A 26044-nucleotide genomic window follows, 5' to 3' on the forward strand; every position below is an offset into this window, starting at 1 on the left:
ATGGGTATCGTCAGCCGGTTCAGCCGGCAGTTCTTCGCTGCCGCCACGATCGTCTGTCTGCTGACCGCGCTCGGCATCTGCGTCTGGTGGGTGTGTGTCGCCCAGGGCCGAGGCAGTCACTTCGAGCCGGCCACCTCGGGGCTCGCGCTGGTCGCGGCCATCACCGGGGTCTACGCGGAGCGGCGGGCCGCCGCCCGGGAGCGGCGGGCGCAGGCGCTCTACGCCCTCGCCGGCGAACTGGTGAAGAACACCGAACTGCTCGACGGCGAGGGCTTCGCACCCCTGAACCCCGAGGCGCCCAGGGCCCGGGTCTATCCCCGGCTGGTGCAGTCCGCGACCGATGCCGCCCTGGTGTCCGGGGTCTTCTCCGAGCCGGGACACGACGAACTGATCGCCCTGCTCCACCACTGGCGCGACGCGGTGCACGACTTCAACCGGCGGCTGGACCTCACCGAGCTCCGCACGTACGTGGGTGCCGTGCCGCCCGAGGAGCTGCTGGCGATCGACGCGGCGATGCACCGGGAGGGCGGCCAGCTGGACCGGGTGCGGCGGTTGCGGGTGCGCGTCGAGGCGCTGCTGCGCGACCGGTACGAGGAGGGGGCGCGCTTCCTTGTCTCCTCGCGCCCCTCCCCGTGACCGTCACGCTCCCGCCGGCACCGGCTCCTCCTCCGGGCGGCGGTACATGCGGGTCGCCGTGATCTGGCCGTGGACCTTCTCCTCGTCCGGGCCCTGCTGCTGCGGCAGGCCGGGGCGCAGGTGCTCCTCCACGCTGATGTACTTCAGGCCCGCCCGGAGGTCCGCGTCGTTGCGCAGCCGGATGACCAGCGGGAACTCCGCGAGGGCCGTCGTGTCGAACAGGCCGGTGGTGTAGAGCAGCTGGACGCCCAGCGCGTCGGCGACCGCCCGCTGGAGCTCCAGCAGATACGTGGCGTTGGCGCGGCCGATCGGGTTGTCCAGGAACAGCGTGCCGGCGTAGCGCTGCTTGTCACGGCCGCGGTCGTTGCTGCGCAGGGCCGCCATGGTGCAGTACAGCGCGATGGCGGCGGTGAGCAGCTGCCCGCCGGAGAAGACGTCTCCCATCTGCCCGACCGACACCCGCTCGGCGCGCAGCACGGCGTCCGGCTTGAGGATCTCGACGGCGACGCCGCGCGGTTGCAGTGCGGCGGCGACGCCCCGCAGCAGCAGGGACATCCCGTCGCGCCGCAGGTCGGAGTTGCGCTTGACCGCGGAGCGGGTCGCCTCGTCGATGACCTCGCCGAGGCGTTCGGTGAGCGTGGCCTGGTCGGGGTCCTCGAAGCGGATGCGCAGGAACTCCTGGCCGGACCACTCCCCCAGGCCCTCGGGCAGCCGGGAGAGGCGCTGGGCGGAGCGCAGGGTGGTCAGCGAGGACTCGACGAGTCCGCGCAGCCGGTCGACGATGCTGTCGCGGTTGCGCTCCAGCTGCTCCAGCTCGTCGGTCAGCACGCGCAGCCGGGGCGCGAACGCCTCGGCCCACGCGGCCGCGTGCTCGGGCAGGGCCGCGGCGGGCAGCTCGCGGATCTGCTGGCGGGCCGGGGTGCGCACCTGCTCGTAGCGGGTGGAGTTGGCGTGGCGCACGAGGATGTCGCTCGCCTCGCGGACCGCGGCCTCGGCGGCCGAGAGCTCGGCGGCGCAGCCGCGCAGGGAGCGGCGGGCCTCACCGGCGGCCTGCCGGGCCTCCTCCAGGGAGCCCGTGTACGGCTCGGGCTCCTCGGCGTCCTCCTCGGGGGTGTTGTCGCGCAGCAGGTCGCGCAGGAGGGCCGCGGTGTCGTCGAAGCCGGTGGTGGCGTCCTCGGCGGCGCGGTGGGCGCGCAGCAGGTCGCCGTGTGCCCTGCGGGCGGCCTCCAGGGCGTCGGTGCGGGCGGCGAGTTCGGCGGTGGCGGTGCGCAGGAGTTCCTTGGCCCGGTCGGCGTCGGCGGGCACGAGCTCCTCGGGGAGCTCGGTGTGCGCGTCGCCGTCGGCGGGTGCCAGGCGCTCGGCCTCGCCGCGCAGGCGGCCGAGCTGCTCGCTGGCGGTGGAGGCGCGGGTCTCCAGCATCTGGACGAGCTGTTCGGCGCGGGCCGCCGCGGCCTGGCGGGACGGGCCGTCGGCGCCGTCGGTGCCCTCCAGGAGCTGGGCGGCGCGGGTGCGGACCTTGTTGGTGAGGCGGTCGAGCTCGGCGAGGGCGGCGCTCTCGTCGCTCTCGGCACGGGCCTGTTCGGCGCGCAGGTCGGCGCCGACGCCGACCTTCTCGTAGAGCTGCGAGGCGGCGCGGTAGGCCTCGCGCAGGGCGGGCAGGGAGGCGGTGGGCGGCGGCGCGGCGTCGGAGACGTCGTCGGGGGCGCCCGCGATCTCGGCGCGCTCGGCGCGCAGCGCGCGGGCCGTGCGGCGCGCGTCGTCGGCCGCGCGCTGGGCGGCGCGGCGGTCCTCGTCGGCGGCGCGGGCCCGGTCCACGTACGCGGCGGCGCGCTCCTCGGACTCGGCGGCCTCCTCGGCCAGTTCGCGCAGGCGCGTCTGCCAGGCGGCGCGCTCGCGGAGGCGGTAGGCGAGACCGGCGAGGGCGTCGGCGACGCGCCGGGCGCGGGCGGCGACCTCCTGGCGCTCGTCGCGCACCCGGGCCGCCTCGGCGGCGATCTCCTCGGCCTCGGCGCGGGCCGTGCGCAGCTCGGCCAGCTCCTCGTGGGCGGCGTCGGCGGCCGTACGGGCCCGTTCGGCCTCGGCGGCCAGCTCGGCGAGGCGGCCGGCCGGGCAGCCCGCGCGCCAGGACGTCAGCCGGGCGGCGAGCGTGCGGTCACCGGCGAGGCGTGCCGCTATGGCGCGGATCTCCTCGTCCCGGGCCATGGCGCGGGCGCGCAGCGCGTGGCGCTCGTCGTCGGCGGCGCGCTCGTCGTGCATGGCGGGGTTCGGCGGTACGAGGAAGACGCCGGAGCCGCCGGAGTCCTGGTCGTCGCGCGCGGGCGGCGGGGCGAGCAGGGCGGCGGCGGTGCCCACCGCGACGGCGGAGCGCGGCAACAGCGAGGCGGCGCCGAGGACTTCGCGGGCCCGGGTGTGCGAGTCGGCGTCGGTGATGACCACGCCGTCGACGAGCTCGGGGCGGGCCGCGAGCACGGCGGCGTGGTCGGCCGGGTCGACGGCCTGGGCGAGATAGCGCCAGCCGGGCAGGGCGGGGATGCCGTGCTCGCCGAGGTATTCGACGGTGGCCAGCACGTCGGGGCTGGGGGGCAGCAGCCCGCCGTCGCCGAGCGCGCCCAGGATCCGGGCGTCGTCGGCGGCGGCGGTGCGCAGGTCGAACATCTGCCGCTCGGAGATGGCGACGCTCTCGTCGAGCATCTCGCGCAGGGCGTCGGCGTTGCGGTCCACCTCCTCGGCGGTGAGGGGGCCCGTCTCCTGGCGGCGCGCGCCGTCGGCCCCGGCGAAGGCTGTCGCGGCCGTTCCGCCGTCGGGGCCGGCGCCTTCGGCGGAGCGGCGCGGGGCGGGCGGCCGTTCGCCGCTTCCGCTCTCCTGTCCGGGGGTGGCGCCGCGCTGGCCCGGCACCTGGCCGGTGGCCACCGGCTCGGGCAGGCCCAGGAGTTCGACGAGCCGCTGCTCGGCGCCGAGGGCTTCGGCGGCGCGCCGCTCGGCGTCGTAGGCCGATTCCGCGGCGGTGGCGGCGTCGGCGGCGCGGGCGGCGGAGAGTTCCGTGCGGGCCAGGGCGGCGGCCGCCTCCTTGGCCTGCTCGGCGGACTGGCGGGCGCTCTCGCGGGCGGCCTCGTAGGCGGCGACGGCCGGCTTCTCGGCGTCGCTCGCGGCGAGCGCGGCACGGGCGGGGTCGGCGTCGGGTGCGGTGTCGTCGAGCCAGCCGGCGCGGACGGCCTCGGCGGTCTCCTGCTCGACCTCCGCCAGCCGCTGGCGGAGGTGGCCGGTCTCGCTGCGGGCGCGCTGGGCCTCGGTGGCGGCGGCGGTGGCGTCGCGGTGGGCGGCCTCGCCGGCCTCCTGGAGGGCGGCGGAGCGCTCCTCCTCCTCGTTGGCGACCCGCTCGCCTTCCTCGGCGGCGCTGTTGAGGGCGCGTACGAGGTCGGTGGCGGCCTGGGCGCGGGCGGCGAGGGCGGGGGCGGCGTCGCGCTCGGCCTCGCGGATGGCCGCGGCCACGCGCGCGGAGCGGTCGGCGGCGGCACGGTGGCGCAGGACCGTCTCGGCGGCCTGCCACGCGGAGTGCAGGGTGCGGGCGTCGTTGAGCTCGCGGCGCTGGGCGGCGGCGGCCTTCTCGGCGGCGGCGAGCGCCAGGGAGGCGTGCCGGTAGGCGATCTCGGCGGCGACCAGGGAGCGGCGGCCGCGCTCGGTCTCGGCGTCGGTGACGGCGTGCGCGGCGGCGGCGACCTGCTCGGCCAGCTCGGCGGTGCGGCCGCGTTCCTCGGTGGCGCGCGCGGAGAGCCTGCGGGCGAGGGCGCGGGTGCGGCGCTCGGCGCCCGTGTGCACGCCGCGTGCCTGGTCGCGCTTGACGGCGGCGTCGGCGATGCGGGAGAGCAGGTCGAGGGAGCCGGCGGTGAAGTCCCGCTCGGCGGTGAGCTCGGCCCTGCGGCCCAGCTTGTGGGCGAAGCCGTGCACGAGGTCGGCGAGGCCGTCGGTGTCCCGGGTGTCGGTGACGGCGCGCAGGAGGAGGTCGGTGAAGTCGGAGTCGTTCTTGACGGCGAAGAGGCCGGCGGCCTCGCCCTCGTCGGCGTTCATCTCGCGCTGGTAGCGGAAGAGTTCGGGGTCGAGGCCGAGCTCGCCGAGGTGTTCGTTCCAGCGCTCGTGGATCTCCTCCCAGACGACGTCCAGGTTGGGGTACGCCTTGCCGGCCTCGGTGAGGGCGTCGCGGAAGCCCTTCATCGTGCGGCGGCGGCCGCGGGCGCCGGAGGCGCCGTCCGCGGCGCGCAGGGCGGTGGACTCGGCGACGGGCAGCGAGTCGAGGCTGAGCCCGGGGCCGGGCCGGAAGGAGTACCACGCCTCGGCGAACTTCCGCGGGTCGCCCGAGACCTGGCGGCCGCGCCACTCGCTGACCTTGCCGACGACGACGGACTCGCCGGTGAGGACGTGCTGCCACTCCAGGGCGACGTGCCCGCAGTCGTCGGCGAGGAGGAACTTGCGCAGCACGCCGGAGCTGGCGCCGCCCAGGGTGTTGCGGTGGCCGGGCAGCATGACCGAGAAGATCAGCTTGAGGAGGACGGACTTGCCGCCGCCGTTCTCCAGGAAGAGCACGCCCGCGGGTGCGGGGCGACGGGGCGGGCCGGTGGGCTCGTCCTCGAAGAACTCCGCCTGCGCGGGCGCGGGGTTGGGCACCGGGGCGCCGACTCCCCGCAGGTCCAGCACGGTGTCGGCGTAGCGCGCACCGGCGGGCCCGATGGAGTAGAGGCGGACCCGGGACAGCTCGTACATGGCGGACTCTCGTTGTCGTGACGGGCGGTGGTCAGGAGGCTTCCCGGCTAGCGCTGGGAGGTGTCCCCGTGCTCGAAGAACGGCAGGCCGGCGTCGGCCACCAGGTCGAGGGCGTCGGCGTCGTCGGGCGGCAGCAGGCTCGCGCTGCCGTCGCCGACGGGCACGATGCCCAGTTCGAGCAGCTCGGACATGGCGGCGGTGCCCGCCATGTCGCGGACCTGGAGCTGGTAGCGGGCCGTGGTGCGGTAGGCGCCGCCCGCGTCGTCGCCGGTGCGCTGGAGGAAGCCGGAGTCGACGAGGAAGGCGACGGCCTTGGCGATGATGCCGGTGGTGGAGCCGGCGAGGCGGCGGGCGTCCTTGGTGGCGCCGGTCGCGCTGCGCCGGGAGTAGACCCGCCAGGCGGCCTCCAGGCCGGGGGCGTCGCTGGTGGGGTCGGTGTTCTCGCCCTGTTCGGCGGCCCTCTCCTCCAGCCTGCGGCAGGCCTGGCGGACGAAGGCGTCGATGCCGTTGACGGTGACGCGGCCGATGTAGCCGTCGTCGGCGAGGTCCTCGGGGCGGGGGAAGGCCATGGCGGCGACCGCGAGGTGGGCGAGGCCGTGCAGGAAGCGGTCGGCGGAGTCGACGGTCGCGCGGCGGGCGTAGTCGCCCATCCGCACGGCGAAGACGGAGTCCTCGGCCGCGGTGACGGCCATGCCGGCGCGGGTGGAGACCTCCAGGACGACGAGCCCGAGCCCGGCGGCGACGGCGTCGGCGAGGCGCGCGAAGGCGGGGTCGTCGCGGTGGCGGCGCAGCAGCTCGGTGTATTCCGCGTCGCGGGCGGGCTGGAGCTTGGGCTGGAGCCCGAACGCGATCAGCCGGGCCGCATCCGCGGCGTCGGCCGGGGTGACGTTCGGGGTGCCCCCGCCCCCCTGTGCCTCCGGCTCGCCGCCGGGTCCTGGATCCGGGTGCGCCGGGTCGTCGATGTCGTACTCGGTCACGGTTGCTGCTCCTGTGAGTGCTGCTGCGAGTTGACGGCCGGTTCGGCCCCGGGCGACTCCATCGGGGTGCTCCTCCGCCACGGCGGGACGTTGCCACCGGCACGCCGGCACACGACGGACGAGGGACGGCTCACCGCGGCAGCCCTGCCCCGGCCGCGAAGCGGCACACGTTCCGGACCGAGCGGCGTCACGAACCCGCTCATGACGCCGCCCCGCGGTCCGCCGCCATGCCGGCCGCGTCGAGCAGGGCCTTGCCGACGATGAGGTCGGCGCCGCCGAACTCCGGGTCGTCGAGCTCCGTGCCGTCGTCGACGGCGAAGAGGAGGGTCGGCTCGCCCTGGCGGTAGGCGGTGCCGACCGGCGGGCTCGCGGCGTGGACGGCCAGGAGGGCGACGAGATAGGGCAGTTCGGGGTCGCTGCGGCGCGCCTCGGCCAGCAGCCCGGACAGACGGCGGGGGGCGTCGGCCGGCAGGTCGAGCAGCTCCATGGCGCTCGCGAGCTGCGCCTCGCTGAAGCGGCTGTCGTCGGGGGTGGTGATGAGGTCCGGTTCGGGCATCTCCGCGCCGAGGTGCTCCCGCTCCGCGGGCGGGGTGAGCAGCAGCTCGACGAGGTCGCCGACCCGTACGGACGCGGGGGTGCGCAGGCCGGTGCCCTTGGCGAAGAAGGCGTCGGTCACCCGCCCGGCCTGCTCCACGGGGAGGGGCAGCAGGGGGGCGAGGAGCTGGCCGTAGAGGTCGAGTCCGGAGCCGGCGACGGAGGGCGCGAACGCCTGCCGGTCCTGTTCGGCTCGGAAGAGCGGGCCGGCCTCCAGCAGCCTGGACTGGAGCTGGGTGTGGCGGCGGATGCAGTCCTTGACGATGTCGACGAGCTCGGCGGCGCGCCGCTTGTGCTCGGGGTCCTCCGCCTCGTCGCGTGCCTTGCGGATGTTGGTGAGGATCGCGTTCTCGTGGCGGTAGCGGTCGGCGACGTGGTCGAGCGCCTCGGCGATCATGTCGGGGACGGTGCGCAGCCAGTCGACGGCGCGGACGTTGCGCCGGGTGGCGTCGAGGGTCTTGCGGAGGGTCTCGGCGTACTGCACGGTGCGGTAGCGGGCCTGTTCGGCGGCGAGCTGGGCGTCGGCGAGGCGGCCCCGGCTGATGAGGACCTCCAGCTTCACCTCGGCGGCGATCTGGGCGCTGGTGACGTCGGTGTCGAGGGCGCCGACGAGGACGTTGACCGCTTCGTCGGTGGTGCGCAGGAAGACCGTGCCGCCGTGGCCGGGGACCTCTTCGATGAGCTTGAAGTCGTAGTCGCGCCGGACGTACGCGCCGTCGGCGCCGAAGGTGCCGTAGACGGCGCGGAAGCCCCGGTCGACGCTGCCGACGTTGATGAGGTTCTCCAGGACCCACCGGGCGACGCGCTCGTGCTCGGCGGCGGGGCGGCCGGGTGCCTGGGCGCCGACGCGCGGCAGCAGCCGGGACACTATCTGCTCGTGGTCGGCGCCGGTGTCGAAGTCCATGTTGAGCGTGACGAGGTCGATGGCGGCGAGTGCCACCTCGGCCATGGCGTAGCCGCCGTACTCCCCGGCCAGGTTGGCCTTGCGCGCGTCGAGGTCGTGCAGGGGCGCAGTGCAGGCGAGCGCGCGGAGCCTGCGGGCCAGGCCCTCGTCGGCGGCGGGGCCCGGGGCTGGGCGCGGCGGCCCGTTGAGCTGGGGCGGAACGGCCGCCGGGGCTGGAGAAGTCACGTCGCACAGAGTAGGCGGTCGCACCGACAACGGACGAAACGGCACGGGTGAAATGCCCGTCCCGTCCTAGTGTGTGGCGCCGCCGACCACGCGGAGGTCCATGTCGCGCCCGGCAGCGGTGATCGCGATCACACGCAGCGCCTCGGCCGCGGCCGCCACGGGGAGTGACGGCAGCGCCCGGTCGGTGACCTGTTCCGGCGCGTACGGCACGTGGACGAACCCGCCGCGCAGTCCCGGGCGTTCGGTGGCGGCGAGGTGCATGAGTCCGTAGAAGACGTGGTTGCAGACGAAGGTGCCGGCGGTGTGGGAGAGGGAGGCGGGCAGGCCCGCTTCCCGTACGGCGGCGACGCACGCCTTGACGGGGAGGGTGGCGAAGTAGGCGGCCGGGCCGCCCGGGACGACCGGCTCGTCGAGCGGCTGCGCGCCGGCGTTGTCGGGGATGCGGGCGTCGTCCAGGTTGACGGCGATACGTTCGACGGTGACGTCGGGGCGGCCGCCGGCCTGGCCGACGCACAGCACGACGTCGGGGTCGGTGCCGGCGACGGCCTCGCGCAGCGCGTCGAGGGCGGTGCCGAAGACGCAGGGCAGCTGGGCGACGCTCAGTTCGACGCCTTCGGGCGGGTGCTCGGCGGCGGCCTGGACGGCCTGCCAGGACGGGTTGACGGTCTCTCCGCCGAAGGGGTCGAATCCGGTCAGCAGCACCCGGGGCATGGCCGCTCCTCGTCAGAAGGCGCGCTCAGAAAGCGAACAGGGACATGATCACGATGTTGCAGCCGAGCAGGGCGACCGCGGTGGGCAGTTGGGCCTTGATGGGACCGTACTGGTCCTTGAGCTCCAGCAGGGCGGCGGGCACGAGGTTGTAGTTGGCGGCCATGGGCGTGACCAGGGTGCCGCAGAATCCGGCCAGCATGCCGATGGCGAGGACGGCGGGCGCGCTGCCGTGCTCCTGCACGACGAGGACCGGCCAGCCCACCGCGGCGGTCATCACCGGGAAGGCGGCGAAGCCGTTGCCCATGACGACGGTGAAGAGGAACATCCCCACGCAGTAGACGACGACCGCGAGATAGAGGGAGTGGTCGGGGAGCACCGCCGTGGTGATCCTGCGGACCTGGTCGCCGACCCCGGCGACGGAGAAGATCGTGCCGAGGGTGGCGAGCATCTGGGGCAGCAGCATCACCCAGCCCATCGTCTCCAGCATGGAGCGCCCGGCGTGCACGGGGGTGGAGAGCTTCCGCTCGCCCAGCAGCACCATGCCGACGACGAGGGCGACGACGGCGCCGATCCCGAGGCCGAGGATCGTCTCGCTGCCCTTCTGGAGGACGGGCTGCCCGCCCACGGAGAGCTTCTTGACGCCGACGGCGCAGATCAGGGCGACGACGGGGACGGTGAGCGCGGGGACGAAGAGTCTGCCGCCCAGGCGCCGCGCGCTCGCCGCGCGCTGTTCCGGCGTGGTCGTACGGGCCGTGCCGCGGCCGGTGAAGCCGAATCCGGCGAGGCCGGCCATGACGAGGACGGCGGCGCCCAGGGGTTCGGCGGGTGCCGACTTGTCGGCCACCCAGGTGCCGTAGACGAAGCCGAGGCCGAGCAGGCCCCAGAAGGCGGCGGTGCCATGGCGCCTGGGGTTGGTGCGGTCGGTGAGCATCTGGGCGGCCATCAGCAGGAAGATGGCGCCGACCAGCCAGTAGAACCACTCTGCCTTGATCACTTGACGGCTCCCACCGGCTTGTCGGTCACCGTCCGCGCGAGCGTGCGGTCCAGGCGCAGCAGCCGCCAGCCATGGACGGCGAGCGCGCACAGGGCGGTGGGCACGGCCCACAGCGCGAGGTCGAGCGGTTCGAGGTGGGTGTGGTAGGTGGTGTTGACGAAGCCGGTGATCAGCAGGATCGAGCCGACGGCCAGGAAGACGTCCTCGCCGAAGAAGAGGCCGACGTTGTCGGCGCTGGCGGCGAAGGAGCGCACCTTCTCGCGGACCTTGTCGGGCAGCGGTCCGTGGCCGCGCCCGGCCGCGCCCTCGGCCATGGGGGCGGCGAGCGGGCGGACGGTCTGGGCCTGCCCGAAGACGCTGTTGAGGCCGAGGGCCGCGGTGAGCTGGCGCAGCAGGAGATAGAGGGCGAGGAAGCGGCCGGTGGTGAGCGAGCCGAAGCGGGATATCAGCCGGCGGGCCTGCTCCTGGAGGCCGTGGCGCTCCAGGAGGCCGATGACCGGGAGGGTGATGACGAAGATCGTCACCGAGCGGCTGGAGGCGAATCCCTCGCCGAAGGCGGCGAGGACGCGCTGGGGCGACAGGCCGCCGAGGAGGCCGGTGGCGATGCCGGCGACGCCGACCACCAGCAGGGGGTTGCGCCTCGTGGCGAAGCCGACGACGACCACGAGGACGCCGAGGAGAACGATCATGCGCCCTGCCTTCCGGGTGCCCGGACCTCATGCGAAGTGCCCGGACCTCATTCGAACGAGTGAGGCAACTGGCGAGGAGGCTAAGATATTGTTCAACAATCCTCAAGAGGCTTGACTCACGATTCCGCGACGCCCCGCCGGTCCCGATCCGCCCTTGAACACCCCGCACCTCCCCGCACGCCCCAGCTCCTCATCGCCCCGTCACACCCGTCGAACCATGGGGGACGCCATGGCCCTGTCCACCGCCCAGCGCGTGGCCGACGCGCTCCGCGACCGCATCGAGGGCGGCGGCCTGCCGCCCGGCACCCAGCTGTCGGAGGAGGCGCTCGGCCGGGAGCTCGGGGTGTCGCGCAACACCCTGCGCGAGGCGTTCCGGCTGCTCGTCCACGAGAGCCTGGTCGTGCACCGGCTCAACCGCGGCGTCTTCGTCCGGGTCCTGGAGCCCGCCGACGTCGCCGACATCTACCGCGTGCGCGCCGCCCTGGAGACCGCCGGCGTCCGGGCCGCCGCGAGCGCGGCCCCCGCCCTGCGCGCCGCCGTCACCGAGGCCGTCGCCCGGGGCGAACACGCCGCCGCGGGAAACGACTGGCCAAAGGTGGCCTCGGCCGACCTCCGCTTCCACCGGGCGCTCGCCGCCCTCAGTGGCAGCCCCCGCATCGACACCGCGATGGACCGGCTGCTCGCCGAACTGCGCCTGGCCTTCCACACGATGCCCTCGCCCCGCCGCTTCCATGAGCCGTTCCTGCTGCGCAACCGCGCGCTCGCGACGCTGCTGGAGAACGGCGAACGCGGCCGAGCCGAGGCCGAGTTGACCACCTATCTGGATGACGCGCGACAGCTCATCCTCGACACGATGCGGGAGGCCGCCTCATGACCGGACCGGAGCACGACACCGACGCCCGCCCCGTCCTCGACCTCAACGCCGATCTCGGCGAGGGCTTCGGGCGCTGGCACCTGACCGACGACGAGGCCCTGCTGTCCGTCGTCACCAGCGCCAACGTCGCCTGCGGCTTCCACGCCGGCGACCCCTCCACCATGCGCCGGGTGTGCGAGCGCGCCGCCGCACTGGGCGTCCGCATCGGCGCCCAGGTCTCCTACCGCGACCTCGCCGGCTTCGGGCGGCGCGCCATGGACGTGCCCCCGGACGAGCTCGCCGACGAGATCACCTATCAGATCGGCGCGTTGCGCGTCTTCGCGCGGGCGGCCGGCTCGGACGTCAGCTACGTGAAGCCGCACGGCGCGCTCTACAACCGCACGGTCACCGACGCCGAGCAGGCGCGGGCCGTCGTTATGGGCGTGCTCCGCGCGGGCGGCGCCCTGCCCGTGCTCGGCCTGCCCGGCTCGCGGCTGCTCGGGGCGGCGGAAGAGGCCGGACTGCCCGTGGTCACCGAGGCGTTCGCCGACCGCGCCTACACCGCCGCCGGGACGCTCGTCCCCCGCCGCACGCCCGGCGCCGTGCTCCTCGACCCCGAGGCCGTCGTCGCCCGGTCGGTACGGATGGCCCGCTCGGCCACCGTCACCGCCCTCACCGGCGAGGACGTGACCGTACGGGCCCGCTCGCTGTGCCTGCACGGCGACAACCCCGGCGCCTCCGAGACCGCACGCCGGGTGCGCGCGGCCCTGGAGGAAGCGAGCGTGCGGGTGGAGGCGTTCGCGTGAGCGCGCCCGCCATGGGGCTGCGCGCCCTGCCCGTCGGGCGGCACGCGCTGCTCGTGGAGGTCGCCACCGGCGAGGCCGCCCAGGCGCTCCACGCCGAACTGCTGCGCCGCCGCACCGCGGGCACCCTCCCGCCCGTACGCGAGATCGTCCCCGCGGCTCGCACGGTCCTGCTGGACGGCCTGGCCGAACCCCGCGCCCTCGCCGCGGACCTCGCGCGCTGGAGCGTGCCGCCGCTCGCCGCCACCGAGGGCGACCCGGTGGTGCTGCCGGTCCGCTACGACGGCGAGGACCTCGCCGAGGTCGCGGGCCTGTGGGGCGTCGCGGCGGAGGAGGTGGCGGGCATCCACTCCGGCCTCGAATTCCGGGTGGCGTTCTGCGGGTTCGCGCCCGGCTTCAGCTATCTGACCGGGCTTCCGGAACGGCTGCGCGTGCCACGCCGGGCCACCCCGCGCACGGCCGTCCCCGCCGGGTCCGTCGGCCTGGCCGGCTCGTACACCGGCCTCTACCCGCGCTCCTCCCCCGGCGGCTGGCAGCTCATCGGCCGTACGGACGCGGTGCTGTGGGACGCCGGGCGCGAACCGGCAGCGCTGCTCTCCCCCGGAACGCGCGTGCGCTTCGAGGTGGTCGCGTGAGCGGCACCCTCACCGTCGTCCGCCCCGGCGCCCTGACGACCGTCCAGGATCTCGGCAGACCCGGCCACGCGCACCTCGGGGTGGGCCTCTCCGGCGCCCTCGACCGGCCCGCGCACGGAATCGCCAACCGCCTCGTCGGCAATCCCGCGGAGTGCGCCACGCTGGAGACCACCGTTAGCGGCTGCGCGGTGCGGGCGGACCGGGCGGTGACCGTAGCGGTGACGGGTACGCCGTGCGCGGTGCGGGTGGACGGCCGCCCGGTGGCGTGGGGCGCCGCCGTGCGGGTGCCCGCGGGCGCCGTCCTGGACGTCGGCCCGGCCGTCGGCGGCGTGCGCGCCTACGTGGCCTTCGGCGGCGGCGTGGCCGTGCCGCCCGTGCTCGGCAGCCGCTCCAGGGACCTGCTGTCGGGCCTCGGGCCGGAGCCCCTGGCGGACGGGGCGACGCTGCCCCTCGGCACGCCCCAGGGGCCGGCCGAGGGCGCGGACGCGGTGCCCTGGGCCGGGCCGCCGGCCGCCGGGCTGGTCCTCCCGCTGGTGCTCGGCCCGCGCGACGACTGGTTCACCGCCGAGGCGCGGCGCACGCTCTCCGGCGAGGGCTACCGCGTCTCCCCGGCCAGCAACCGCATCGGCCTGCGGACGGAGGGCCCGGCCCTCACCCGCGCCCGGGAGGGCGAACTCCCCAGCGAGGGGATGGTCCTCGGCGCTGTCCAGGTCCCCCCGGACGGACTCCCGGTGGTCTTCCTGGCCGACCACCCGACGACCGGCGGCTATCCCGTCGTCGGCGTCGTCCCCGAGCCGGCGCTGGCCGCCGCGGCGCAGGCCGCGCCCGGCACGCCCGTGCGCTTCGTGCCCGTGCGGGCCTGAGCGCGGCCGGAGGGCCGCCCCGGCCCTCCGGCCGCCGTGGCCGCCGTCAGTCGACGCCGCGGATGATGTGCGACTCCGGGTCGGCCTCCTCGCTGGTCGTCTCGGGTGTCTCCCGCGGCGCGGCGCGGCGGGCCCCCACGGTCTCCTCCAGGCCCTCCGCCCGGCCCGGCACGCGGTCGCCCTGCGTCTTCAGCTGTTCCACGACGGCTTCCTTTCGCACGCTGTTCCCCTGGTCCACCCGAGGGCGCCACCGGATCGGGCGTCCGGAATGCGATGCCCGGGTTTCCCCAGCGTGACCTGTCGAAACAGAAGCCACCACATCGGATATAGCCAGATATGAACTACCTCCATTCAGGTGGCAAAAGGGGACATTGACGATAAAATGCAGGCAGGTCCGAACTGACACTGAAAGAAGAAGGTGGCTGACGTGACCGCCCCAACCTCACCCCGGATCGAACACCACCCGGACATCCTGGCGCTCCGCGCCCACTCCGAGGAGACGACCAGCACCCCCGTCGCGCAGGGCGTCGAGGCCCTCGCCCTGCTGTGCGGCGTCTATCTCGCCGCCTCCCCCTGGATCGCCGGCTTCAGCGGCGCGACGACCCTCGCCGTCAACAACCTCATCACCGGCGTCGCCTTCGCCTGCCTCGCCGGGGGCTTCGGACACGCCTACGAGCGTACCCACTCCATGAGTTGGGCCGGGCTCTGCATCGCCGTCTGGACGATCGTCTCGCCGTGGGTCGTCGCCGGGCACGCGTTCGCCACGCGCGCCGTCGTCAGCAACGTCATCGTGGGAGCGGTGGCCTGCCTCGCCGCGCTGGCCCTGGCCGGCCTCGGGATGTCCCGCGCGGCGGCGGCACGGCCGGGACTGCGGCGACGCTGAGCAGCGGGGCGGAAGCGCCGGGTGAGCGCGCCCCCGTGCCGCCGCCCGCCCGCTCCGCCTCCGCTCTCGGTGTCCAGGCAGGACCAGGCCGAATCCGTGCCGTCCCCACCGCCCCGGGGCCCCGCCGCCCGCACCCCGGGTGGCGGGGCTCCCGCGCGCCACGGCCCCTACACCAGGCCCCCGGTCATGACGAAACGGGCGTTCACCCCTGGGAATGAAAACCCGGCTGATCTTCGGAATTGATGACTCCGCCGGACGGGAACGGGCAATGTTCCCCTCTCCCCGGTCACTCCCATCCCAAGAGGTGCGCGCCATGACGACCGTACGAGCCGCCGTGTTCGAGCTGTTGCGGGCCCATGGGGTGACCACCGTCTTCGGCAACCCCGGCTCCACCGAACTCCCCTTCCTCCAGGACTTCCCCGACGACTTCCGCTACGTCCTCGGGCTCCAGGAGGCCGTGGTCGTCGGCATGGCCGACGGATTCGCGCAGGCCACCGGGGCAACCGCGTTCGTCAATCTGCACACCGCCCCGGGCGTCGGCAACGCCATGGGCGCGATCCTCAACGCCGCGGCCAACCACACCCCGATGGTGGTGACGGCCGGACAGCAGGTGCGGGCCATGGTGACCATGGAGGCGCTGCTGACGAACGTGGACGCGACGCTGCTGCCCAGGCCCGCCGTGAAGTGGGCCTACGAGCCGCCCCGCGCCCAGGACGTGCCCGCGGCCCTGGCCCGCGCCTTCCACATGGCCGAAACCGCTCCCCGGGGCCCGGTGTTCCTGTCGCTGCCGATGGACGATTTCGACGTCGAGCTCGACGAGGCGGAGGCCGCCGCCGCGCGCGAGGTCGCACGCCGCCACGTCACCGACGCCACCGCGGCCGACGAGCCCGCCATCGAGGCACTCGCCCGGCGGCTCGACGCGGCGGTCAACCCGGTGCTGGTGACGGGCGGTTCCGTCGACGCCGAGGGCGCCTGGGACGCGGCCGTCGCGCTCGCCGAGCGGCGCGGCCTGCCGGTGTGGGCCTCCCCCGTCGAAGGACGGGTGGGCTTCCCGGAGGACCACCCGCACTACCGCGGCGTACTCCCCCCGGCGCTGGCACCGCTGGCCAGGACCCTGGAAGGGCACGACCTGGTCCTGGTGGTGGGGGCGCCCGTCTTCCGCTACTACCCCTACGTGGCCGGGCCGGTGCTGCCGGAGGGGGCCGAACTGGTGCTGCTCACCAGCGATCCCGGCGAGGCCGCGCGCGCCCCGGCCGGCGACGCGCTCGTCGCGGGCCTGCGGCCCACGCTGGAACGGCTCACCGAGCTCGTGCGGAAGGCGGACGGCCCCGCCCCCGTGGCCCGGCAGGAGCCCCCGGCGCAGGCGCCATCCGAGCCCATGTCCGCGGTCACCGCGCTCGCCGCCGTCGCGAGCGCCGCACCGCCGGAGACCCTCTGGGTCAACGAATCCCCCTCCAGCCTCCAGGCGTTCCGCGAGCTGATCCGCGTGGGCCGGCCCGGATCCTTCCTCACCACGACCGGCGGCGGGCTGGGCTTCGGCCTCGCCGCGGCCGTCGGCGCGCAGCTCGGGCGGCCGGAGCGGCCGGTGGTGGCGGTGATCGGCGACGGCTCCGCGCAGTACGCCATCACCGCGCTGTGGACCGCGGCCGCCTGCCGGGCACCGGTCACCTTCGTGATCCCCGCGAACCGCGAGTACGCGATCCTCAAGTGGTTCGGGCGCTTCGAGAACACTCCCGGGGTGCCAGGTCTGGACCTCCCCGGGCTCGATCTGTGCGCCCTCGCCCGCGGTTACGGCGTGACCGCGCACCGCGCGACGGACGCCGCGCACCTCGCCGAGCTGGTTGCCGCGGCCACGGCCGCCACCGACGGCCCCGTCCTGATCGAGGCGCCGGTCACCACCGTGCCGCCCACCCTGTGAGCCGTCTCCCCCGCTCCACCCGCCCCACCTGTGCCTGACCGTGCCCTGGAGTTGCCCATGACCGTATCCGTCGAGAAGCCGCTGCTCGCGGCGCTGGCCGAAGCGCTGCCCGAGGGTGCCGTGCTGACCGGGGACGACGAACTCGCCCCGCACAGCCGGGACGCGGCGCCCTTCAGCGAGGCGGGCAGACCCGCGGTCCTGGTGCGCCCCGAGACCGTCGAGCAGGTCCAGCACGTGGTCCGCACGGCTCGCGCGTACGGCGTTCCGGTCGTGCCGCAGGGCGCGCGCACGGGGCTGACGGGTGCCGCCAACGCCGTAGACGGCTGCCTGTTGCTGTCCATGGTCCGGATGAACCGCGTCCTGGAGATCGACACGGCCAACCGGCTGGTGCGCTGCGAGCCCGGCGTCGTCACCGCGGACCTCGCGGCGGCGGTCGCCGGGCACGGTCTGTGCTATCCGCCGGACCCGGCCTCCTGGGAGCGCTGCACGATCGGCGGCAACATCGCCACCGGCGCGGGCGGGCTGTGCTGTGTGAAGTACGGGGTCACCGCCGACTACGTCCTCGGGCTGACCGTCGTCCTGGCCGACGGCGAGGTGCTGCGCGTGGGCCGGCGCACGGTCAAGGGCGTCGCCGGATACGACCTGACGCGGCTGTTCGTCGGCTCCGAGGGCACCCTGGGCGTCATCGTCGAGGCCACGCTGGCCCTGCGGCCGCCCCCGCCGCCCGCGCTGGCGCTGCTCGCGCGGTTCGCCTCGGCCACGGACGCGGGCGCGGCCGTGGCGGCGATCGTCCGCGCGGGCCATGTCCCCTCCGCCCTGGAGCTCATGGACCGCACGACCACCGAGGCGGTCGCGGCGCTGGGCCACCCGCTGCTCAAGGGCGGCGCGGCCGCCACGCTGATCGTGGCCAGCGACGCGCCCGACGCCGCCGAGGCCGTACGGGCGATGGCCGCACTGTGCCGGGAGGCCAACGCGCTGTCCGTCACGGCGGCGGCCGACGGCGAGCAGTCCCGGGAGGTCCTCGACGCCCGGCGGATGGTGCTGCCCGCGGTCAGCGCCCACGCCGGACAACTGCCAGGCGATGTCACGGCGTTCATCGAGGACGTGGCCGTGCCGCGCGCCCGGCTCGCCGAACTGATCGACCGGATCGAGCACATCGCCGGCGCGTACGGCCTCTACATCTCCACCGTCGGCCACGCCGGTGACGGCAACCTCCACCCGACCGTCGTCTTCGACCGCTCCGATGCCGACGCCGTCCGGCGGGCGAAGGAGGCGTACGACGCGATCATGGCCGCCGGGCTGGAGCTGGGCGGCACCATCACCGGCGAACACGGCGTGGGCACCCTCAAGCGCGACTGGCTCGCCCGTGAACTGCCGCCCCGCAGCCTGCGGTTGCACCAGGACGTCAAACGGCTGCTCGACCCCGAGGGGCTGCTCAACCCCGGGAAGGTCCTCGCATGATCCCTCTCTACGGCACCACGGACGTCGGCACGGAGCGCGGAACCGCGCTGCCCACCGCTTCCGCGGGCGAGAACCTGCGGCTCGCCGCCACCTACCTCCTCCCCAACTACCTCAAGGGCGTCTTCCGGGGCCGCCCCCGCGTCGCGGCGCTCGTCGCCCGGCTGGACACCGGCCGGCACACCGTGGACACCATGCGGCGGATGCGCCGGCGGCACGGCCGCGGCCCGGTCATGGTGCGCGGCACCTCCGGCCCGACGCTGCTCGTCCTGGAGGCGGAGGACGTGCGGCAGGTGCTGGCCGGGCCGGTGGAGGTCTACGCGGTCGACACCTGGGAGAAGGTGACCGGCTTCGCGGGGGTGCAGCCCGACGCGCTGGTCGCCTCGCACGGCGGGCAGCGGACGGTCCGCCGCGCGTTCAACGACTCCGTCCTGGACGCCGGCTGCCCCGTGCACCGGCTCGCGGACCACTTCCTGCGGGTCGTCGGCGAGGAGGCCGCCGCCCTGCTCGGCCCGCGCGCGCTCGCCGGGCTCGACGCGGCCGCTTTCCGCGAGCGGTTCGATCGCGTGGGGCGGCGCTGCTTCCTGGGCGAGGCCGCCGCGGACGACGAGGAGTTCTCCCTGCTGCTGGGCGAGTTGCTCGCCGAGGCCAACTGGATGGGCGCCCGCCGCTGGCGCGCGGCCCGCGCCCGCCGGGCCAGGCGGCGCATGATGCAGCGCCAGGCCCGCTATCTGGCCGAGGCCGACCCGCGCGGCCTGACCGGTCTCTTCGCCTCCGCGCCCCGGGGTCCGGAGACGGCGCCGGAGGCCCAGCTCTCGCACTGGTTCATGGCACTGGCGGCGGTGCAGGCGGCGACCGTGCAGGCGCTGGCCCTGCTCGCCACGCACCCACGGCACCACGAGCGGGCCCTGGCGGAGGTCGAGGCCGCGGACCGCGAGCACGGCGCCCGCACGGTGGCCGGCTTCTGCGACATGCCGTACGTACGCGCCTGCGTCCAGGATGCGGCGCGCCTGTGGGCACCCGTGCCGAGCCTGATGCGGCGGACGACCGCGGAGACCCGCTGGCGGGGTGTGGTGGCGCCGGGCGGCGTCAACGTCCTGGTGCCCGTCGGCTTCCACGCGCGCGACGGCGAACGCATCGACTACGCCCACCGGTTCGCGCCGGAGAAGTGGCTCGACGGCACGGCGGAGAACGACTGGGCGATCAGCCCGTTCAGCCGGGGCGAGGCGCAGTGCAGCGGTACGGAACTGGGGATCCAGCTGGCCACCGGCTTCGTCGCGGAGTTCCTGCGCGGCGGCGAACTCGGCGTCTCCGGCGTCCGCCTGAGCCCGTCCCGTCCCCTGCCGCTGACCTTCGACGCGACGCGGCTGCGCATCGGTGTCCGCGCGACGGCGCACCCGGCCGAGGAGGGGGAGGGCGCGTGACGGCGGAGAACACGGTCCCGGCCGAGGAGCCGGAGGCCGTACCGGAGCCCGTGACCCCGGCGGTCGCGCCGGAAGCGCCCGAGGAGCCCCTCGCCCTCGACACCGCGGAGCTCGCCGCTCTCGCCCGGACGCTCAGTGAGGCCGCGGGCATCGTGCGGGAGGCCGGGCGGACCCTGACCGCCGTGGCCACCGACCCCGCGCTGCTCAGGTCGGTGAGCCGGTCGCCGCGCAGCGGCGCCCGCGCGGTGGGCGCCCTGGCCCGTACGCTCGTCGACCCCGCCGGGCTCGGGTACGCGCCCGACGGCGGGCGGGTGGGCCGGGCCGCGTGGCTGGGCGGGGTGCTCACCAGCAGGCGGAGCCTGGCGCTGGACGTGGCGGTGGCCGCGCTCAAGCTCCGGATCCGGCTGTGCGCGGTGCGGCACCCGGAGTTCGTCGAGGAGGGCCCGGTGCGGCGGCTGCTGATCGCCATCGACGCCGACCGGCAGCTGCTGGCCCTGCGCATCCTCCGGCAGAACGTCCGGGCGCAGGGCGCCCAGCGCGCCCTGGCGGCCCTCGCGCCCGCTCTCGCCGAGGTGCTGGCGTGGAACGCGCTCGTGGACGAGAACCCCTTCAACGACGAGGCGGCCTGGTGCATCGTCACGGGTGCGCGGGCCGACGGCGATCCGCTGCTCGGCATCGGCATCAGGACGTGGGCCCGCTGGGACCGCGGCGCGGGCCGGGCCGTGGCCGAGCCGGCGGACCCGGAGTTCCTGGCGGGGCTGGACCTCGACGGCGGCATCACCGGCCACCTGCGGAATCTGGCCGCACTCGGCAACGACGGCCGGACCCTCGTCCAGCGCGTCACCGGCCCCGACGGCATCACCCGCTATCTGGCGCTGCTGCCCGGCATGGCCTTCGGGCTGCCGCGCAACCCCACCCCGCAGGACCTGGTGGGGGCCGTCACCGCCGTGGGCCGCAACGACTCGCCGTACACGCGGGCCGTGCGCAAGGCCCTCGCGCTGACCGTGCCGGACGGCGCGGAGGTCGCGCTGATCGGGCACAGCCAGGGCGGGGTCACGGCCATGAGCCTGGCCGAGCTGCCCCAGGTCACCGACCGCTGGCGGCTGACGCACGTCGTCGCCGTCGGCTCGCCGATCGACTTCAAGCGCCCGCGCGATCCGCGGACCCGGGTCGTCAGCATCGTCAACGAGCACGACGTGGTGCCCAGCCTGGAGGGCCGCAGCCCGGTGTCGGTCTTCCCGCTGCCCGCCGACTGGCTGGAGATCACCTGGGCGGACCCCACGCACGACTTCCCCCAGTGCCACAACGTCGACGTCTACGCGCAGGGGCTGGACAAGGTGGTCCCGGAGGCGCGGGACCAGGTCGACGAGCTGCTCGCGCCGTACCGCGGCCGGGTGGAGGAGACCGTCGTCCTCCGGCTCCACGACCGCTGACCCCCGCACGGATTCCCCGGCCCGATCCCCCTTCGATGGAGAGCCCTTCCGATGACGCCCGTACCGCGCCCCCGCCGCGAGTGGCACTCCCGGCCGTTCCCGCTCGCGCTCCTGGAGATCAAGAGACAGCGGGAGCTGCTGCGCGCGCACAATCTGCACGACACCTACGGCGCGGGCGGCGAGCGGCCCCGCAGGCCGAGCCCGGAGCTGCTGCCGTACCGCAGTTACGACGGTTCGGGCTATGACCCGGACGACGTCGACATGGGCCGGGCGGGCACCCGCTTCGACCGCAACTGCGCGCTGCCGGAGACCTTCCCGGAGGCCGAGGACAAGGGGCTGTTCAGCCCCGGCCCGCGCGAGGTCAGCAGGCAGCTGCTGGCCCGCCGGGCGGGCTTCAGGCCCGCGCCCGGACTCAACATGCTGGCCGCGGCGTGGATCCAGTTCCAGAACCACGGCTGGTTCAGCCACGGCGACAACCGCGTGGACGAGCCGCTGGACGTCCCTCTCGCGGCGGACGACGACTGGCCCGCCTGCCCGATGCTCGTCCGCCGCTCCCGCCGCGACCCGGTGCCGCACACCGACGCGACGCGCCCGCCGACGTACGAGAACACCGTCAGCCACTGGTGGGACGGCTCGCAGATCTACGGTTCGAGCGAGGAGCGGTGCCGGGCCCTGCGGACCGGTGAGCGCGGCAAGCTGGCCGTCGAGGACGGGCGGCTGCCCGACGAGGTGCGGCCGGGCCTGTCCGGCATCGACCTGACCGGTTTCAACGACAACTACTGGGTCGGGCTGTCCCTGCTGCACACGCTCTTCGCCAAGGAGCACAACGCGATCTGCGACCGGATCGCGGCCGCGCACCCCACGTGGGGCGACGAGCGCCTCTTCCAGACGGCCCGGCTGGTCAACGCGGCGGTCATGGCGAAGATCCATACGGTGGAGTGGACCCCGGCGGTGATCGACCGGCCGGTGACGCGGGCGGCGATGCACATCAACTGGTACGGCGTGCTGCCCGCCCGGGTGCGTAGCCGCGTCGGGCGGTTCGGCAGGGGCGAGACGCTCTTCGGGATCCTGGGCTCGCCCACCGACCACCACACGGCCCCGTTCTCCATGACCGAGGAGTTCGTGACCTCCTACCGGCTGCATCCGCTGATCCGGGACGAGTACGCCATCCACTCGCACCGCACGGGCGCGCTGATCGAGCGCACGGGCTTCGAGCCGCTCCAGGCGCTCGCGACCCGGGAGGCGGTGGACCGCTGGGGCTGGTCGGACCTGCTGTACTCCTTCGGCATCATGAACCCCGGTGACATCACCCTGCACAATCACCCCGACTGCCTGCGCGACCTCTCCCGCGTCTCGGGAGAGCGGGTCGACCTGGGCACGGTGGACATCCTGCGCGACCGCGAGCGCGGCGTCCCCCGCTACACCGCCTTCCGCGCGGCCCTGCACCGGCCGCCGGTGACCGACTTCGAGGAGCTGACCGGCGGGAACGTGGGACTGGCCGCGGAGCTGCGCGAGGTGTACGACGGGCGGCTGGACCGCGTCGACACCATGGTCGGGATGTACGCCGAGCCCCGGCCGCGCGGCTTCGCGTTCAGCGACACCGCGTTCCGGATCTTCGTGCTGATGGCGTCCCGGCGGCTGAAGAGCGACCGCTTCTTCACCACCGACTACCGGCCGGAGATCTACACCCCGGAGGGCCTGGAGTGGATCGACCGCACCGGGATGACCGACGTCCTGCTGCGCCACCACCCGGAGCTGGCGCGGCCGTTGCACGGGGTGCGGAACGCGTTCTCGCCCTGGCGGATGCTGCGACCCGGAGGGATCAACTGATGGAGCGGAACGAGACGGGAGCCGCGCCCTGGTCGCGGCCCGTCCGCGCGGAGGCCACCCAGCTGCTGGACCAGGCGCGCCGGCTGCGCGCGGGCGCGATGACGGTGAGCCTCCCCGACCCGGAGGGCGCGGCGCTGCGCAAGCAGATCCTCGGGCACGCCGAGCGCGCGGAGTCCGCGGCGCGGTCCCTGGAGCGGGCGGCGGACGCGCTGGCGGATCACGAGCGGGTGCTTCGCGCGCTGGAGCGCAGGCGCCGTGAGAACGGCGGGGCGACGCAGATCGAGTGACGTCGTGAAGCGCGCGAACGCCGGGCGGGCCGGAGGATCCGGCCCGCCCGGCGTCATCGCCCCGCCGCGTCACCCGGTCCGCGCGTACCACCGGTCGCCGCGTGCCTCCGCCAGCCCCTGGTCGGCGAAGCCGGTCACGTGTTTGAGGACCGTGCGCGCCTGATAGCCCACCGCCTCGGCCAGCTCCTCCAGGGAGGCCCCCGCGGCGCCGTACGTCCGCAGCCCCTCCCACGTACGGGCCATGTGCCTGCCGAGCTCGGGGACCACCACCGCCGCCGGGCACGGCGGCGCCGCCATGGCGCGAGGCCGCGGGGTGCGGTTGACCTTGCGATGCCGACGGCCTTTCTGGCGCTTGCTCATGGATGTACCACTGCTCCGTCCCGTAGAGGATCGTCTCCGTGACGACAACTCGGCGCGGCAGCGGGCGGTTACGGCCGTTCCACCGGGTGTGCGAGACATCACGCGCCGCGAGCGGTCCGGCCGCCGCCTCGTACCACTGACCGGCAAGGGGCTTCCGTGACGGCGCGGCAGAGCGAGCGCTCAGCGGAATCCGACGCACCGTGGCCTCTGCACGCAAAGGCACTTACCGTGAGGTTGGCAATGGCGCCACATCCCGCGAGGGAAGGGGTACGCATGACCACCGCACATGTCGAGCCCGCCGCCTATCCGTTCAACGACGCTTCCGGCCTGGGCCTGTCCGAGCTCTATGAGCGTGCGCGCGGCGGCGAGGGGCTGCTGCGCGTACGGATGGAGCACGGCGAGCCGGCCTGGCTCGTGACCCGCTACGCCGACGCCCGGCTCGTGCTCGGCGACCGCCGCTTCAGCCGGGCCGCGGCCGCGCACCACGACGAGCCGCGCCGGACGCCGGGGCGGCGGGAGTCCGGGATCCTCGGGATGGACCCGCCGGACCACACCCGGCTGCGGACCCTGGTGTCGAAGGCGTTCACCGTGCACCGGGTCGAGAAGCTGCGGCCGGCCGTCCGTGAGCTGGCCGAGAACCTGCTGGACCGGATGGTGGCGGCGGGGCCGCCCGCCGATCTGGTGGAGGACTTCGCGCTGCCCCTGCCCGTCGGGGTGATCTGCCGGCTGCTCGGCGTGCCGGCCGAGGACCAGGGGCGCTTCCGTGTCTGGAGCGACGCCGCGCTGTCGACCAGCCCGCTGAGCACGGAGGAGATGGCGGAGTCCAGAGAGGAGTTCCGCGCCTACATGGCGAAGCTGGTCGAGGCGCACCGCGCGCGGCCCGCCGACGACCTGATGACCGCGCTGATCGAGGCGCGCGACGTGGACGACCGGCTCACCGAGCTGGAACTGATCGATCTGATCGACGGTCTGCTCATCGCCGGTCACGAGACGACCGCGAGCCAGATCCCCAACTTCCTGTGCACGCTGCTGGATCACCCCGGGCAGTTCGAACGGCTGCGCTCCGAGCCGGAGCTCGTCCCCACGGCGGTCGAGGAGCTGATGCGCTTCGTGCCGCTCGGCGTGGGCGCGTCGTTCGCCCGCTACGCCACGGAGGACATCGAGGTGGGCGGCACGCTCGTACGCGCGGGTGAGCCGCTGCTGGTGGCGGTCGGCGCGGCGAACCGGGACGCGCTGCGCTTCAGCACGCCGGAGGCCCTCGACCTCGGCCGTACGGGCAATCAGCATCTGGGCTTCGGGCACGGCGTGCACCACTGTCTGGGCGCCCCGCTGGCCCGGCTGGAGCTCCAGGAGGCGCTGCGGGCGCTCGTGTCGCGGGTGCCCGGCATCCAGGCGGCGGGTGACATCGAGTGGAAGACGGAGATGCTGGTCCGTGGGCCGCGCACGATGCCGGTGAGGTGGTGAGCGATGGTCTGGCAGGTGTCGGTGGACCGGAAGCTGTGCTTGGGATCGGGCATCTGCGTGGCGCTGGCTCCGGAGTTGTTCGAGATGTCCGAGGAGCGGTCGCGGGTGCGCCACGGTGAGACCGCGCCCGACGAGACGGTCCTGGACGCGGCGGAGTCCTGTCCCGCGCTGGCGATTTCGGTGAAGGACGGCACGCGGACGGTGGGGCCGCGCCCTTAGCGTCTACTCGCGCGTCCGCGACGTGATCAGCGCGGCAGCCACTCATGACTGTCTGGGCGAGGGTGACCGTGACCTTGTAACTGCCGCCCTCCGCCGCGCGGCGAAGCAGGGCCGCCTGCACGCCGATCGCGCCGAGATAGCCCGTCAGGAAGTCGCATACGACGTTGACGCCGTGCGGCAGCTGCGGCTGGTCCGCGCTGCCGATGTCGGTGAACATCCCCGTCAGTCCGGCGGCTGTGAAGTCGTACCCCATCCAGTTGCCCCACGGGCCCTTGGGGGTGTTGAGCCGGCCGGACACGTAGATGATCCCGGGCCGGTACTGGGCCGGCGTCTGCGCCGAGAAACCTTGCGATGCGACCAGCCCCGGGCGCAGGTTCTCGACGAACACGTCGGAGTCCCTGACGAGTTCGTAGACCGCCTTCTGGTTCCCGTCGACGCGGGCGTCCAGATAGGCCTCCCGGATTCCCGCCTGGCACTGCCAGTACAGCGTCGGCTCTTCGATCCAGTTCAGCGTGTTGAGATTCAGCGCGTCGGCGCCCTGGGCGGACAGCTGGCGCATGACGGTCGGGCCGGCCACCACGTGCACCATGCCCAGGGCGCGGATCCCGGAAAGGGGGCGGCTGCCGGGGGGAAGCGGTTCCGGGGCGCTGTCGCCGATCTTCTCGATGTGGATCAGCGGAGTGCCGACATGGTGCTGATACTGCTCGGTCGCCTCGTATTCCTGCCGTGTGCGGCAGATCGCCAGCGGTACACCGGCGTCCTGGGCGGCGTTCTCCAGGTCCTGGGCGTCCCAATTCAACGTCGCCCGCTCGAGCCGGCGGGGCAGGGTGCCGCTGTCGAGCAGCTCCATGATCCGCTTGGTGTTCGAGCTGTAGAGGGAGGTCAGGACGGAGTGGCGGCCGTCTCTGGTCGGAAGGATGTGGCTGCCGAGTTCGCCCACGTTTCCACCGAGCATCTGGGGCATGCCGTTGACCAGCGTGCAGTCGACGGGGGTGTCCTGCCACGGGCTCTGCGTGACATACGGCTTGCGGAGGCTAGCGGGCAATTCGGACTCTACGGTGCGCGTCCGTCCCCGGCGAGCCAGCGGGGGCGGGCAAAGGCGGCACCCTTCGCCACCGTGCGGACGGCG

The 26044-nt window shown here is 74.6% G+C and carries 22 protein-coding genes and 1 pseudogene; 14 read left to right on the forward strand and 9 right to left on the reverse strand.

Features of this window, described 5'->3' with window-relative positions:
• Complete coding sequence (locus ACFY1P_RS30235; protein ID WP_361532052.1) at positions 1-636, forward strand: hypothetical protein; 636 nt, start codon at positions 1-3, stop codon at positions 634-636.
• Between the two features lie 3 nt (positions 637-639).
• Here ACFY1P_RS30235 and ACFY1P_RS30240 read toward each other — a convergent pair whose 3' ends face one another.
• The 6 genes from ACFY1P_RS30240 to ACFY1P_RS30265 form a co-directional block, all read right to left on the reverse strand.
• On the reverse strand, positions 640-5391 hold the full coding sequence (locus ACFY1P_RS30240) for a hypothetical protein (RefSeq protein ID WP_390752432.1): 4752 nt from the start codon (positions 5389-5391) through the stop codon (positions 640-642).
• A 47-nt stretch (positions 5392-5438) separates the two neighbouring features.
• Positions 5439-6368 carry a hypothetical protein gene (locus ACFY1P_RS30245; RefSeq protein WP_361532646.1) on the reverse strand — a complete coding sequence of 310 codons (930 nt, stop codon included), beginning with the start codon at positions 6366-6368 and terminating at the stop codon, positions 5439-5441.
• A gap of 199 nt (positions 6369-6567) precedes the next feature.
• Positions 6568-8091: a hypothetical protein gene (locus tag ACFY1P_RS30250; protein ID WP_390752433.1), complete on the reverse strand. Its 1524-nt coding sequence runs from the start codon at positions 8089-8091 to the stop codon at positions 6568-6570.
• A 66-nt stretch (positions 8092-8157) separates the two neighbouring features.
• On the reverse strand, positions 8158-8802 hold the full coding sequence (gene pcp / locus ACFY1P_RS30255) for a pyroglutamyl-peptidase I (protein WP_361532651.1): 645 nt from the start codon (positions 8800-8802) through the stop codon (positions 8158-8160).
• Positions 8803-8827: 25 nt separating this feature from the next.
• Positions 8828-9796, reverse strand: a complete 969-nt coding sequence (locus ACFY1P_RS30260) for a DUF979 domain-containing protein (RefSeq protein WP_361532654.1) — start codon at positions 9794-9796, stop codon at positions 8828-8830.
• A complete protein-coding gene (locus ACFY1P_RS30265; RefSeq protein WP_361532657.1) occupies positions 9793-10485 on the reverse strand; it encodes a DUF969 domain-containing protein in 693 nt (230 codons plus the stop codon). The genes ACFY1P_RS30260 and ACFY1P_RS30265 overlap by 4 nt, the downstream gene beginning before the upstream one ends.
• Before the next feature lie 229 nt (positions 10486-10714).
• Between ACFY1P_RS30265 and ACFY1P_RS30270 the strand changes: the two genes are divergently transcribed.
• From ACFY1P_RS30270 to ACFY1P_RS30285, 4 genes are read left to right on the forward strand one after another with little or no spacing between them, the layout of a single operon-like run.
• Positions 10715-11359: a GntR family transcriptional regulator gene (locus ACFY1P_RS30270; protein ID WP_361532660.1), complete on the forward strand. Its 645-nt coding sequence runs from the start codon at positions 10715-10717 to the stop codon at positions 11357-11359.
• Complete coding sequence (locus ACFY1P_RS30275; protein WP_390752434.1) at positions 11356-12144, forward strand: LamB/YcsF family protein; 789 nt, start codon at positions 11356-11358, stop codon at positions 12142-12144. Before ACFY1P_RS30270 ends, ACFY1P_RS30275 begins: the two co-directional genes overlap by 4 nt.
• An 11-nt stretch (positions 12145-12155) precedes the next feature.
• Positions 12156-12776, forward strand: a complete 621-nt coding sequence (locus tag ACFY1P_RS30280; protein ID WP_361532669.1) for an allophanate hydrolase subunit 1 — start codon at positions 12156-12158, stop codon at positions 12774-12776.
• Positions 12773-13639, forward strand: a complete 867-nt coding sequence (locus ACFY1P_RS30285) for a biotin-dependent carboxyltransferase family protein (RefSeq protein ID WP_390752435.1) — start codon at positions 12773-12775, stop codon at positions 13637-13639. The genes ACFY1P_RS30280 and ACFY1P_RS30285 overlap by 4 nt, the downstream gene beginning before the upstream one ends.
• A 46-nt stretch (positions 13640-13685) precedes the next feature.
• Here ACFY1P_RS30285 and ACFY1P_RS30290 read toward each other — a convergent pair whose 3' ends face one another.
• A complete protein-coding gene (locus ACFY1P_RS30290) occupies positions 13686-13841 on the reverse strand; it encodes a hypothetical protein (RefSeq protein WP_361534657.1) in 156 nt (51 codons plus the stop codon).
• A 225-nt stretch (positions 13842-14066) separates the two neighbouring features.
• Between ACFY1P_RS30290 and ACFY1P_RS30295 the strand changes: the two genes are divergently transcribed.
• From ACFY1P_RS30295 to ACFY1P_RS30325, 7 genes are all read left to right on the forward strand, one after another.
• On the forward strand, positions 14067-14522 hold the full coding sequence (locus ACFY1P_RS30295; RefSeq protein WP_361534654.1) for an SPW repeat protein: 456 nt from the start codon (positions 14067-14069) through the stop codon (positions 14520-14522).
• A gap of 313 nt (positions 14523-14835) precedes the next feature.
• A complete protein-coding gene (gene mdlC, locus ACFY1P_RS30300) occupies positions 14836-16440 on the forward strand; it encodes a benzoylformate decarboxylase (protein WP_390752436.1) in 1605 nt (534 codons plus the stop codon).
• 57 nt (positions 16441-16497) lie between these two features.
• Complete coding sequence (locus ACFY1P_RS30305) at positions 16498-17901, forward strand: FAD-linked oxidase C-terminal domain-containing protein (RefSeq protein ID WP_361534648.1); 1404 nt, start codon at positions 16498-16500, stop codon at positions 17899-17901.
• Positions 17898-19322 (forward strand): cytochrome P450, encoded by a 1425-nt coding sequence (locus tag ACFY1P_RS30310; RefSeq protein ID WP_390752437.1) that lies wholly within the window; start codon positions 17898-17900, stop codon positions 19320-19322. Before ACFY1P_RS30305 ends, ACFY1P_RS30310 begins: the two co-directional genes overlap by 4 nt.
• Entirely contained in the window at positions 19319-20755 is a 1437-nt protein-coding gene (locus ACFY1P_RS30315; RefSeq protein ID WP_390752438.1) for a hypothetical protein, read from the forward strand. The genes ACFY1P_RS30310 and ACFY1P_RS30315 overlap by 4 nt, the downstream gene beginning before the upstream one ends.
• Positions 20756-20806: 51 nt before the next feature.
• Positions 20807-22585 (forward strand): peroxidase family protein, encoded by a 1779-nt coding sequence (locus ACFY1P_RS30320; protein WP_390752439.1) that lies wholly within the window; start codon positions 20807-20809, stop codon positions 22583-22585.
• Positions 22585-22872 (forward strand): hypothetical protein, encoded by a 288-nt coding sequence (locus tag ACFY1P_RS30325; RefSeq protein WP_361535454.1) that lies wholly within the window; start codon positions 22585-22587, stop codon positions 22870-22872. Before ACFY1P_RS30320 ends, ACFY1P_RS30325 begins: the two co-directional genes overlap by 1 nt.
• A 69-nt stretch (positions 22873-22941) precedes the next feature.
• Here ACFY1P_RS30325 and ACFY1P_RS30330 read toward each other — a convergent pair whose 3' ends face one another.
• A complete protein-coding gene (locus ACFY1P_RS30330) occupies positions 22942-23232 on the reverse strand; it encodes a hypothetical protein (RefSeq protein WP_390752440.1) in 291 nt (96 codons plus the stop codon).
• Positions 23233-23505: 273 nt separating this feature from the next.
• Here ACFY1P_RS30330 and ACFY1P_RS30335 point away from each other — a divergent pair, with 273 nt between their 5' ends.
• A complete protein-coding gene (locus tag ACFY1P_RS30335) occupies positions 23506-24696 on the forward strand; it encodes a cytochrome P450 (protein ID WP_361534847.1) in 1191 nt (396 codons plus the stop codon).
• A 3-nt stretch (positions 24697-24699) separates the two neighbouring features.
• Positions 24700-24915, forward strand: a complete 216-nt coding sequence (locus tag ACFY1P_RS30340) for a ferredoxin (protein WP_361534850.1) — start codon at positions 24700-24702, stop codon at positions 24913-24915.
• Between the two features lie 25 nt (positions 24916-24940).
• Here ACFY1P_RS30340 and ACFY1P_RS30345 read toward each other — a convergent pair.
• Positions 24941-25879 (reverse strand): annotated as a pseudogene (locus ACFY1P_RS30345) (CoA transferase); the annotation flags it as partial.
• Between the last annotated feature and the right edge of the window lie 165 nt (positions 25880-26044).

Origin of the sequence: Streptomyces sp. NPDC001407, assembly GCF_042895325.1 — a bacterium.
Classification (GTDB): domain Bacteria; phylum Actinomycetota; class Actinomycetes; order Streptomycetales; family Streptomycetaceae; genus Streptomyces.